This is a genomic window from Dysgonomonas hofstadii, from assembly GCF_014196915.1.
Lineage (GTDB): Bacteria > Bacteroidota > Bacteroidia > Bacteroidales > Dysgonomonadaceae > Dysgonomonas > Dysgonomonas hofstadii.
In genome coordinates this window covers 305212-318147 of the sequence record NZ_JACIEP010000004.1, presented here as the reverse complement: position 1 = coordinate 318147, position 12936 = coordinate 305212, and the positions used below count along the sequence as shown (strand labels likewise).

General features: G+C 37.0%; 8 protein-coding genes and 1 riboswitch. Of the genes, 7 read left to right on the top strand and 1 reads right to left on the bottom strand.

The genetic code is table 11. The features are described 5' to 3' along the window. The first annotated feature begins 92 nt into the window (after window positions 1-92). On the top strand, window positions 93-4151 hold the full coding sequence (locus GGR21_RS07215) for a hybrid sensor histidine kinase/response regulator transcription factor (RefSeq protein ID WP_183306527.1): 4059 nt from the start codon (window positions 93-95) through the stop codon (window positions 4149-4151). Window positions 4152-4383: 232 nt separating this feature from the next. After that, complete coding sequence (locus tag GGR21_RS07210) at window positions 4384-6168, top strand: sugar-binding protein (RefSeq protein WP_183306526.1); 1785 nt, start codon at window positions 4384-4386, stop codon at window positions 6166-6168. Between the two features lie 167 nt (window positions 6169-6335). Here the strand turns inward: GGR21_RS07210 and GGR21_RS07205 are convergent, their stop codons facing one another. After that, a complete protein-coding gene (locus tag GGR21_RS07205) occupies window positions 6336-6926 on the bottom strand; it encodes a DUF2284 domain-containing protein (protein ID WP_183306525.1) in 591 nt (196 codons plus the stop codon). Between the two features lie 189 nt (window positions 6927-7115). After that, window positions 7116-7305, top strand: a riboswitch (cobalamin riboswitch). 127 nt (window positions 7306-7432) lie between these two features. Here GGR21_RS07205 and nrdD point away from each other — a divergent pair. From nrdD to GGR21_RS07180, 5 genes are all read left to right on the top strand, one after another. Beyond that, window positions 7433-9523 carry an anaerobic ribonucleoside-triphosphate reductase gene (gene nrdD, locus GGR21_RS07200; protein ID WP_221232957.1) on the top strand — a complete coding sequence of 697 codons (2091 nt, stop codon included), beginning with the start codon at window positions 7433-7435 and terminating at the stop codon, window positions 9521-9523. Further along, window positions 9501-9986: an anaerobic ribonucleoside-triphosphate reductase activating protein gene (gene nrdG / locus GGR21_RS07195; RefSeq protein WP_183306524.1), complete on the top strand. Its 486-nt coding sequence runs from the start codon at window positions 9501-9503 to the stop codon at window positions 9984-9986. The genes nrdD and nrdG overlap by 23 nt, the downstream gene beginning before the upstream one ends. Before the next feature lie 246 nt (window positions 9987-10232). After that, on the top strand, window positions 10233-11357 hold the full coding sequence (locus tag GGR21_RS07190; RefSeq protein WP_183306523.1) for a DEAD/DEAH box helicase: 1125 nt from the start codon (window positions 10233-10235) through the stop codon (window positions 11355-11357). Between the two features lie 63 nt (window positions 11358-11420). Further along, window positions 11421-11867 (top strand): cold-shock protein, encoded by a 447-nt coding sequence (locus GGR21_RS07185; RefSeq protein ID WP_221232955.1) that lies wholly within the window; start codon window positions 11421-11423, stop codon window positions 11865-11867. Between the two features lie 125 nt (window positions 11868-11992). Beyond that, window positions 11993-12922 carry a DMT family transporter gene (locus GGR21_RS07180; protein WP_183306522.1) on the top strand — a complete coding sequence of 310 codons (930 nt, stop codon included), beginning with the start codon at window positions 11993-11995 and terminating at the stop codon, window positions 12920-12922. Window positions 12923-12936 lie beyond the last annotated feature (14 nt).

The following is a 12936-nucleotide window of genomic DNA, read 5'->3' as shown; positions in this document are numbered from 1 at the left end:
AATAAAGACATTTTTCCAGGCCAAAAGTATGCATTTAAAAATATGATTACTTTTCTTTGTAAAGATTTACTTAAATTCTAATAGTAAAGCAGATGAAGCACATCCGGATAATAATACTATTATTTTCATTCTTCAGCTCCTCCATTTATCTTGGTGCTTATAATATCCGTCATATTAATAGTAGAGATGGGCTGTCTAACAGTGCTGTTATATGCTTATTCCAGGATGCCGAACGTTATCTATGGATAGGTACTTATGACGGACTAAACAAGTATAATGGTACCGACATAAAGATATACAAACCCAGCATTAATAATAAATATAGCCTTTCGGGAAATGTAATCAGAAAAATAGTAGAATCGAAAAATGACTATTTATGGATTATAACTAAATCAGGTTTAGATAAATATTCTAAAAAGAGCGACAAAGTCGAAGCCCACTTCAATGAATTCAGAGAAGACTGCTTTATTACGAGCGATAGTAAAGGTAATCTTTTCATTATGACACAAACTGGGAAACTATATTATTATGACTTTATAGAAAATGAGTTTAATGAAATATCCTTTCCCGAGCCTGAAGCATACAATAACTGCAGGAATTTTATAATCGACCAGGATAATAAAATCTGGATTACACATAATGGTATAATTAAACAGTTTACCATTGACTGGTGGAACAACTCTAAGCCAAAGTTATCCAAAGTTGAAACCTTCAAACATCAGGAAGCTATTGTCTATACTTTTTATGACAAAGGAAGCTTAATTATTGTTGATAAAAAAGGAGATCTATTCGTAGTCAGACCTGATGAGAGGAAATATATAAGAAATATATATTCTGCAATTGCAGAATATGGAGACATTACTTCTATCATATTTGATGATCTCGACATCCTTATTGCATTCAGGATAAGCGGATTAATAAAGCTCAATCACAAAAAGGAATATGAAGCGGAAAAGATGCCTGTCAATTGCGGCGTTTTCTCTTTATTAAAAGACGATACTCAGGATATAATATGGGTTGGCACCGACGGGCAAGGTGTATATGCCTGTATGAAAGAAGAATATGTATTCAACGGAATCAATCTGGAAGAGCTATCCATAAACAAACAAAGGCCAATACGTGCCATCTACACCGACCGTTATAATGACCTGTGGCTTGGGACAAAAGGAAATGGGATCATCAAAATAAAAAATTATGACAATGCCCAGGAATATAACAGATCGAATGTAGAGCATCTGACTAACGAAAATGGATTAAGTAATGACGCTGTTTTCGCATTTGAAATGAGCCAGGGCAATAATGTTCTCTGGATAGGATCAAACGGCCCGTTCCTTGATTATTACTCTTATGAAGATAAAAAAATTCATCGTCTTACGAATAATAATCCCATTGGTTTTGTCGGAGTGCATAGCTTATTAGAAACTTGTGATTCTATTCTTTGGGTCGCTTCATCACACGCTTTGCTTAAGGTTAATATCCAAAAACGCAGGAATAGACTGGAAGTTGAGAATATTCGCAAATATGAGTTTGATATAAAAAATAAGCAAAGATTTAATCAAATTTTCTCAATCAGACAAGAGAACGATTCAATTATGTGGCTTGCGATGCGGGGAAACGGTGCTATTCGTCTTAATTGTAGTAATGGAAGCTACAGGCTTGTTACGTTTGACGAAAAAGGTATTGCCCCGATGAATGATATATTGAGTATCTGTTTAGATAAAAAAGGGAACAATTGGTTTGGATCCAGCTACGGTATAAACAATGTAAAAATACTGCCGAATGGCAAATTTGATTATCAGAATTTTAATGAAAGTAATGGATTACCCAATAATACAATTCATGGAATACTAGAAGACTATGACGGAAAACTATGGTTGAGCACCAATGCAGGAATTACATTATTCGATCCGTCTGAAAAAACATTCAGAAGTTTCAATCAAAGGACGGGTTTAAAAGTAATAGAGTTTAGCGATAATGCTTATTTTAAAGATGAGCAACAGTCGAGGTATTTTTTTGGTGGCATCGACGGTGTCGTATGGATTAAACATGAAGAAAAAACGAACAAGTACTTTACACCTCCGGTTTATTTTACACGTCTCCGGGTTTTTAATGAAGAATTTAACATTAATGATTTTCTTGTCGACAAAGGAAAGCAAAGTCACCTGCAACTCAAATACAATCAAAATTTCTTTACTGTTTCATTTATAGCAAATGACTTCATTAATGGAATGAATGGGAAATATTCATATAAACTGGATCATTTCAGTGAAGTGTGGATGGACGCAAATTCCTGTGAAGCACAGTTTACCAATATTCCTCCGGGCAAATATGTATTAAGAGTAAAATATTACGGAGCAAATACAAGTGACAGTCAAATAGCGAATTTAAATATCATAATTCTACCTCCCTGGTATTTGAGTATATATGCAAAATTCTTGTACGGGATAGCTTCTATTTGTTTGCTTATTCTGCTATACCGGTATATAAAAAAGAAGTATGAGAGAAAGAATATGAAAATAGAGCAGCTACTCGCCCAGAAATACAAAGAGGAAATGTATGAAAACAAGCTCCGCTTTTTCACAAATATAACACACGAGTTCTGCACACCTCTAACCTTGATATATACACCCAGCGAACGCATACTTAACTACGAAGGAAGTGACTCTTTTGTCAAAAAATACGCATGGACTATAAAATCGAATGCCGAAAAGCTAAATAATCTGATCCAGGAGATAATTGATTTTCGCCGTATAGAAACCGGGAATAAAATTTGTAAGATTGAAAGTTGCAATATAAATAACATCTGTTCTGAAATTGCCGAATCGTTTACTGACCTTGCTGAAGAAAACCATATTAATTTCTGTCTCAATATTGCTTCTACAATAATATGGAATTTAGATCAAAATTGTATAACAAAAATATTGAACAATCTGATCTCAAATGCTTTTAAATATACTCTTGAAAACGGATTTATAAATGTAACGGTTTATACCGAAAAGGAAGAACTGGTTCTGAAAATATACAATACCGGAAAAGGAATAGATAAAAAAGACATTCCTTATATTTTCAACAGATATTCTGTTCTGGATGATGTGGAAACGAATTCTATAAAAGGACTTTCTTCCAGAAACGGATTAGGTTTAGCAATATGCAAAAGTATGGTTGACCTGCTGGGTGGAAATATAGAAGTAAAAAGCGAGGTGGGAAAATATGCCGAGTTTATAGTAAGATTACCAGCAGCTAATCTATCTAAAACTGAAAGAACGGAACAAACCGGACAGGAAAAGAATATTGTCAATAAGGATGATCCAAATAAACAAAATAAGAATCTGTTTACACTGGAAGAAAATAAGGCAGAAGTTGATAATCCCTGTCATAATTCGAAAAAACGTCCATCAATATTAGTTATCGATGATAATGAAGCTGTTCTCTCTTTATTGAAAGATATACTTTGCGACGACTATAATATTTTAATTGCAAAAGATGGAAACGAGGGATTCAGTAAGCTGACAGATATGGCACCCGACCTTATTATAACAGATGTCATGATGCCAAACTATGATGGCATATCGCTAACGAAAAAAATAAAGGGTAATCCACATACTATGCACATTCCTCTTATAATTCTTTCTGCCAAATCTGCAATTAATGATAAGATAAGCGGAATAGAATCAGGGGCTGATGCCTATATATCCAAACCCTTCGATACACAATACCTGAAAACCGTTATTAAACAATTGATCGAAAAAGAGAAAAACCTTAAAAAGTACTATAACAGTTCGCTCAGCGCCTACGATTATCTCAATGGACAGTTATTAACCAAAGAAGATCGTATTTTTGTTAATTCAGCCATAGATATTATAGAAAAAAATATCAATAATATTGAATTTAGCCCCGAGGATCTGGCTGATAACCTGCGAGTAAGTATGAGAAGCCTTTATCGTAAATTTAAGGATCTGGAACTTCTTCCTCCTAAAGATTTTATAAAAGAACAACGTATCACATATGCTGCCCAATTGATATTAAAAACAAATCTCACAATCCAAGAGATAATGTATAGTACAGGATTTACTACAAGATCTCATTTTTACAAAGAATTTACCAAACGCTATAATCAATCGCCTAAAGAATATCGAGAAAGTCATACATAGTAGTGACACCTTTTAGTGGAACTATCTTTTTTAACCACATTAATTTAAAAATTATGAAAAAGAACAAATTAGTATTCTTTTTTATCACATTCGTATTTGCTGGATTGTCATTTACAAGCTGTGGTGATGACATTGAAAACAATGATAAGAACTGTACAGATGACAGAATTCTATTTAGGTGTAAAATAAATATTTAACAAATAAGAGCAATCATATAAAAATCAACAAATTTATGAGAAAGATTTTCAAATCAATACTTTTAACGGCAACAATATGTTGTATTCTTTTCTCTTGTGGCGATAGTGATAATGACAATCCGGATGCTGGCAATAATAATGAGACTCCTACCCCGAATCCCGGTGCTTTAAATATTACGTCGATAGAAAAACTCAATCAGGGAACTTCTACCATCAATTCACACGCCGATGTCACATCACGTTCGTCAATAAAGATGAATTTCAGGAGCTATGTGGAATTGGGCCAGAAAGCACTTGGGGTAACCGTCCCTCATTACCCGCGGGTGAAGAAAATGGCTAACGGCAACTACATCATGTTCTTTCATAACAATCAAATTGGATCCGGCTGCGATTACTCAATTAGTCAAAACCTTAAACTATGGAGTCCTAAAGGAAAAATATTTTCGACTTATAAGATTACAGACAGTTTCGGAGATGAAAACGAGTGTCGTTTTTCCACATGCGATGCAGTGGTACTGTCCAATGGCGATATTCTAGCTGTAGCTTCATACAGAGCCAACAATGGCTATAAGGAACGCCCTCTTGATGCCGGTATAATGTTAAGGCGCAGTACAAATAACGGGACAAGCTGGAGTGATCCTGTCAAGATTTTTCAGGGAGTCAACTGGGAACCATACCTCTTACAGTTGCCTTCAGGCGAAATTCATTGCTACTTTACGGATAGCAACCGAACGGGCATTCAGGGTAAAGACACAGGAACAGCAATGATAGTTTCCAAAGATAATGGTCAGACATGGACTCCATTTTTGGGGAGCAATCCTTATTATGTGATACGATCGAAGCATACAATAGATGGAAAAACATATTTCAATGATCAAATGCCATCTGTCATCAAACTCAATGGGAGCAACGAACTGGCAGCCGTTATGGAAACCACCAATAGTGCAAATGAGTATTACATATCCTATGCCTACTCTGGGGAAGATGGGGAATGGACATATCTCACAGCCGACCAGGCTGGCCCGGAAGACCGTAACACCAAAGTATTCTTAGGTGCTGCACCATATCTCGTACAATTTCCATCAGGAGAAACAGTCCTTTCCTATAACCGGTCCAATCAGTTCAACCTTAAAATGGGTGATGCTAAGGCACGTAATTTCGGAGACTCTTATGTTCCGTTTTCAGGTGGTTTCTGGGGGTCGTTGCAGGTAATGAATGACCATCAGCTCATCGGAGTAATGCCTAATACTTCAAAAGGAGCAATCTTGTTGGCACAGTTCGTCCTCAATCATCGCATTGCAGCTACCAGCCGGAGTGTTGTAATAGATGGCTCCAACTCGGAATGGACAGATACCGACCACGCGCTTTTTGTCGGCGGAAAATCGCAGGCACAAGCTACGCTCAGATGCTCTTTCGATAAAGATAATGTATATTTTCTGGTCGAAGTCCTCGACAAATCAATAGCAAAAGAAGACTATGCTGCGATTTATCTGAATCCAGTTACAGGAGACAATAAACTAACCAGCGAAGCTTGCCGGATAAAGGTATCATATGATGGAATCGTTAGTTCCGAAGTCTATAACGGTAGTAGCTGGACAAATACTGATTTGGGTGTATCCGGAAAAGTAAAATACGAGAACAATAAAAATGATAAGAGTGGTTATATTACAGAAATAGCCATACCTCGTTCTAAGTTAAATATTAAATCAGGAGAGATTCTCGTCAATTTCTCTATATCCGATAGCGAAGGTGGAGAAGATGCTATAGTCAGCACATCTTCGACAAGTACGGCGAAATGGATACCTATCTCCGGATTGTAAGAGAGAATTAATACATAAAATATAAAATCAGGAATAAGTCTTGTAAGGGAATTGAACGACAAATTAATACCAAATATGAGTTCACCCCTTACAAGACTTCAAAACCTTAATTCCCCAGAACAACCATTCTATAATACTAGAATACAGATGGTTAATGGCATAAATCTTCAGGTAAAATAATCCTCCAGATTATCCACTCTGCTATTTGTAAATAAGCCGCTCACTAATGTCAGGTATTCGGGTAAAAAACCATCATTACTCCATTTCAGTTTTATATTTAACAATTCTTCAGTTGTTTTGCCAATATCAAAACCTATAGACTCCAGTGAGTGACGGATTTTATCAGGATAACGGCAAGGTTCATTTTGAATGCGCATACACCCTTCCGGCTCACATATGTGGCAAGTTCCGGCAAAAAAAGCTTTACTATTCGGGATATCCGCTTCTATTTTTAAAAGTTGTTCATCCAATACTTTCCGTACATCAGTTATAATATTAGCCCCTGTCAATTTGCTTTCTTCTGCATCCTTAGATGCTTTACGAATATCGTACGACAGATTGATTTTCGTTCCGATAATATAAGCCCGGTTATATTTCAATATATAGTCGGTTGTGTCAAATTCATAAGGAGGACAAGCCCAACAATTACCATATTTGCTACATTGTTTGCAAAAAACAATAAATTTATCAACATCCCTATAATCTGCAATATAATCTACTATCGGTATATATGAAAAATAATTCTTTACAGAGAGCATATTGTTTAACAAAAAGTTTCACCAAAGATATCAAAAGATTATTACAATTTTCATTTTGGAAAACTTTTCAACAAATATAAAAACTTAATAAATTAATAATCAATTAAATGAAAATATTTTCAGAGAAATCACTCGAAAACACAAAATTATTATCATAAACTTTTTACGATTATATTAAATAAATAACATACCTTTGTTTTCATATACGGTTCCGGCAAAAATCGGATAAAAGGGAATCAGGTGCAAGTCCTGAACTATCCCCGTAGCTGTAAATTTCGTAAAAGAATTAGACATTCGCGCCACTGTCAGAAACAAAAAAGATGGGAAGGCGTCTAACTCTGAAATAAGTCAGAAGACCTGCCGTATTTAGGGAAAGTCCGGAGCTTCGGGTGAAAGCGACAGGATGGATGACTTACATTGCTACTTCACAAATGTAAAAAACCTTCCTGCTTTCTGCTTCTGCAACGATTCTCCCAATAAATTGAAATCATTTTATAATTCAACTTATGGAGATACTTATTGTTAAACGGGATGGAAAAAGAGAACCTTTTTCTCTTGAAAAAATCAAGAATGCCGTAGCTAAAGCATTCCTGTCAGTCGGAAGCTTTGCCACTGAAGATGTAATAACAAATATACTCAGCCGTGTAAGTATTACTAACGGTACTACCGTTGAAGATATACAAAATCAGGTAGAAGTCGCTCTGATGGCCGAAAGATATTACATGGTAGCCAAATCTTTTATGCTTTACAGGCAAAAACACCTTGAAGACAGGGAGGTAAGGGATAAGCTGAACTTTCTTATGGAGTATTGCGATGCACAAAATGCGGCATCAGGCAGCAAATACGACTCAAATGCAAATGTTGAAAATAAGAATATGGCTACCTTGATAGGTGAATTACCGAAATCAAACTTTATCCGCCTCAATCGCAGAATGCTTACCGACCGTTTGAAGGAAATGTATGGCAAGGAACTATCAGACCGTTACATTCAATTACTGAATAATCACTACATCTATAAAAATGATGAAACAAGTCTGGCTAATTACTGTGCCAGTATCACCATGTATCCATGGTTGATTGGAGGAACAAATTCTATTGGTGGAAATTCAAAGGCTCCTACCAATCTTAAATCTTTTTGCGGAGGATTCATTAATATGGTATTTATGGTATCCAGTATGCTTAGCGGGGCATGTGCCACACCCGAATTCCTGATGTATATGAATTACTTTATAGGTTTGGAATATGGGAAAGATTACTATCTGAATGCGGATAGAGTTGTAGATCTTTCTACCAAACAGCGCACATTGAAGAAAATGATCTACGACTACTTTGAGCAAATCGTCTATTCAATCAATCAGCCTACCGGAGCAAGAAACTTTCAGGCTGTTTTCTGGAATATATCTTATTATGATAAATATTACTTTGAGAGTCTTTTCGGCAACTTCGTGTTCCCTGATGGCAGTGCACCACATTGGGATTCCCTCAACTGGCTTCAAAAGCTTTTCATGAAATGGTTTAATCAGGAGCGTACCCGCACTGTATTGACTTTCCCGGTAGAGACAATGGCGCTACTTACAGAAAATGAAGAACCAAAAGATAAGGAATATGGTGAATTTACAGCAGAAATGTACGCAGAAGGGCACTCATTCTTTACATATATTAGCGACAATGCTGACTCTCTCAGCAGTTGCTGCCGTCTCCGTAACGAAATCCAGGATAATGGATTTAGCTATACTCTAGGGGCGGGAGGCGTCTCTACAGGATCGAAGAGTGTATTGACCATTAACCTGAACCGTTGTATCCAGCATGCTACAAGGAAAGGAATGACATACCAGTTTTTCCTCGAAGAGGTGATTGATCTTGTACATAAGGTACAGATGGCATATAATGAAAACCTGAAATATATGCAATCGAAAGGTATGTTGCCTCTGTTTGATGCAGGCTATATCAATATGAGCCGCCAATATCTTACTATAGGAGTTAATGGATTGGTAGAAGCCGCCGAATCGCTTGGTATTGAAATCAGTGACAATCCCCGCTATGAAGAATTTGTGGGTAACGTACTAGGCCTCATTGAAGATGCTAACAAAAGATACCGCAGCAAAGAGGTAATGTTCAACTGCGAAATGATTCCGGCAGAAAATGTAGGTGTAAAACATGCCAAATGGGATAAAGAAGCCGGATATATTGTAAAGCGGGACTGTTATAATAGCTATTTCTATATTGTTGAAGATGAATCTTTGAATATTATAGATAAATTCAGGCTGCACGGACGAAGGTATATCGACAGACTCACCGGTGGTTCGGCGTTACATATGAATCTGGATGAGCACCTTAGTAAACAACAATATATACACCTACTGAAAGTCGCAGCAAAGGAAGGTTGCAATTATTTTACTTTCAATATACCGAATACTGTTTGTAATAATTGCGGACATATTAGTAAGCATAACCTGAAAGAGTGTCCTTCCTGTAAAAGTCAAAATCTCGATTATCTGACCCGGATTATAGGTTATATGAAACGCGTAAGCAATTTTTCACAAAGCAGGCAAAAGGAGGCTAAACAAAGGCATTATGCTAAAGTACAGCAATTATAATATCGTTTTTCAGGAAATACCGGGAGAGGTGACACTTGCAGTCAACCTCTCCAACTGCCCTAACAGATGCAAGGGTTGCCACAGCCTTTATCTGCAACAGGATATAGGAGAAGTATTTGATGAATATGTCCTCGAACATTTACTGGATAAATATGGTAACTCTGTCACTTGCATTTGCTTTATGGGTGGAGATATTGATCCGGAAGAAGTGGAAAGATTATCTGTATTTGTACGCGAAAAATCAACCGGCAATATAAAAACAGGATGGTATTCGGGAAGGATAAAATTGCCAGAGAGTGTTTTTATTGAGAACTTCGACTATATAAAGCTTGGGGCGTATATTGAAAGGTATGGCGGATTGGATAATGCTACTACCAACCAGCGTTTTTACAAAGTTGAAAGCGGGAAAATGATTGATCAAACATTCTTGTTTCAACAAAGGAAACATTCCTTCTTTCTCTGAAAAATAAAATATAATTCCGAGAAAAAGTTAAAAGCCAAATTGAAATTATTTTCAACTAATATTTAATTGCTAGATCCTCAAATATAATGTTTCGCTCAGATCCTTCTGATAATTAAATAATAATAACTACCTTTGTGCTTTAAGACATTTTAGTGTCGGTCTTACCTTAATAGTTTTTCCCTCACAATCTGTAATTTATAAACTTAAAATGACTGCTGGTACAGCAGCCGGATTATTATTTAATTAATGACATTTAAAGAACTAAGAATTATAGAGCCGGTATTGAGGGCTCTTAACGAAAAAGGATACGAAAATCCTACTCCAATACAAGAACAAGCTATACCTTCAGCGTTGAACAAAAATGATTTACTAGGACTGGCTCAAACAGGAACGGGCAAGACCGCTGCTTTTGCAATACCTATCATTCAACAGCTATATCAAAACAAAACTGCTGATAAGAAACGGGAAATAAAGGCATTGGTCCTTACCCCCACACGGGAACTGGCTATCCAGATTGAAGAATGCTTCAGTGATTATGCCAAATATACAGGTTTGCGCCATGCTGTAATATTCGGAGGGGTAAATCAAAAACCTCAGGTAGATAGATTAAAGCAGGGAGTCGACATCCTGATTGCAACTCCGGGACGTTTATTGGATTTGATCTCTCAGAAACATATCACCCTCAATTACATCCGCCACTTTGTCCTCGACGAAGCCGACCGTATGCTTGATATGGGTTTTATACATGACATCAAACGTTTACTGCCATTGTTACCCAAGCGGAAACAAACGCTGTTTTTCTCAGCGACTATGCCCGATGTAATATCAACATTGTCGAAAACAATACTCTACAAACCTGTTAGAGTAGAAGTTGCCCCTGTATCATCCGTTGTCGATATTATAGATCAACGTTTATATTTTGTTGAAAAGCCTCAGAAGAGTGAACTCCTTATAGATATTCTGGGTAAAGAAAAAGATAAAACAGTACTCGTCTTCTCCCGCACAAAACACGGAGCTGATAAAATTGCACGGGTTTTGAATAAGAAAGGAATCGGATGTGAAGCTATTCACGGAAACAAAAGCCAAAATGCAAGGCAACGGGCCCTTACCAATTTCAAATCGGGAAAAACACGTGTAATCATAGCTACGGACATTGCAGCAAGGGGCATAGACATTGTCAATCTGGAACTGGTTATCAACTATGACCTCCCCGATGTAGCCGAGACTTATGTCCATCGCATCGGCCGCACGGGTCGTGCCGGACATAGCGGAACAGCACTCACATTTTGTTCCAGCGAAGAATACCCGATGGTCAAAGACATACAGAAACTAACAGGAAAAAAGTTGAATACCGCAGCAGTTCCTGCATAAACTTTGAAACTCGGAATTAGCAAGAATATAAAAAAATTAAAAACTAAAAACACAACAGTGCCAATGGCTATATCATTTAACAAAAGAGAATTAGAAAAGAAAAAAGAACAGAAAAGACAAGAAAAGCTAAAGCGCAAAGAAGAGCGGAAAGCAAATGGGGGTAATACATCCTTTGAGGATATGATTGCGTATGTCGATGAAAATGGCGTTATTACAAGCACCCCTCCTGATGGTGCAAATAAGCAAAAAGTCGATATAGAAGATATTGCAATATCTACTCCGAAGAAAGAGGATATCGAAGACCCTGTATTGAATGGAAGAGTAGAATATTTTAATCCGGATAAAGGATATGGCTTTATTAAACATACAGGAAGTACTGACAAATATTTTTTCCATGTTAGCAGTGCGCCAGCCTCTATTACAGAAGGAAATATGGTAACATTCGAATTGGAGCGCGGCCCAAAAGGTATGAATGCGGTAAGAATTACTCTTACTAATAAAAATGGTTGACAAACTATAATCTCTTCAATTTTTATAGCTATATTCTCTAAGCTTGATAAAAAGAGTTGTTCCGGGATATTTCTATACTTAATATTATTGTACTTTTGCATCCGTTTAATTAATGATTTAAGGATATGAACGGAAAAGCGAAAGGGTATTTATTGGCTGCTACAGCTGCTGCCACATACGGTATGAATCCCCTGTTCGCACTTCCGTTATACCAGTCGGGAATGAATGCCGATTCCGTATTGTTTTTCCGCTATCTTTTAGCAATTCCCATCCTGGGAATTATGATTAAGGCGCGTGGACGTGACTTTAAAATAAAACGGAAGGAAATATTCCCATTGATTATTATGGGACTTCTGGTCTCTCTTTCTTCTCTTACCCTTTTCCAAAGTTACAATTTTATGGAGGCCGGAATAGCATCAACCCTGCTATTTGTCTACCCCATCATGGTAGCTTTGATTATGGTTGTTGTTTTTTGTGAAAAAGTAACTTTGCTGACTGTATTTTGCATCCTAATGGCATTGAGTGGGATTGGCTTGCTCTTCAAGAGTGGTGATGGTTCCACACTAAGCCTCGCAGGAACCTTGTTGGTTATGGCTTCAGCCTTATCGTATGCCATCTATATTGTAGGAGTCAATCGTCCTTTCCTAAAAGACGTTGCAACACTAAACATTACTTTTTATGTTCTGCTGTTCGGCCTTTCCCTATTTCTGGTACGTGTCGATTTCGGAATAAGCCTGATAATACCGGAGAAATGGTATTTATGGTTTAATCTTCTGGCATTAGCCATTTTCCCGACAGTTATATCATTTCTTTGTACGACAAGTGCAATTCAATATATAGGCTCTACACCGACTGCTATACTCGGCGCACTGGAACCTGTAACAGCCGTATTCTTCGGAGTGATGGCCTTTGGTGAAGCACTCACTCTACGTATCATTTCGGGGATTATACTTATCATTCTGGCTGTAACACTTATTATTGCAGGCAGCAATATAAAAACCTCCCTGGTTCGTTTCCGCAAGCTGTTTCCTCGAATCCCGATAAAGAAGCAGTAGCTCCTGAGAATAAA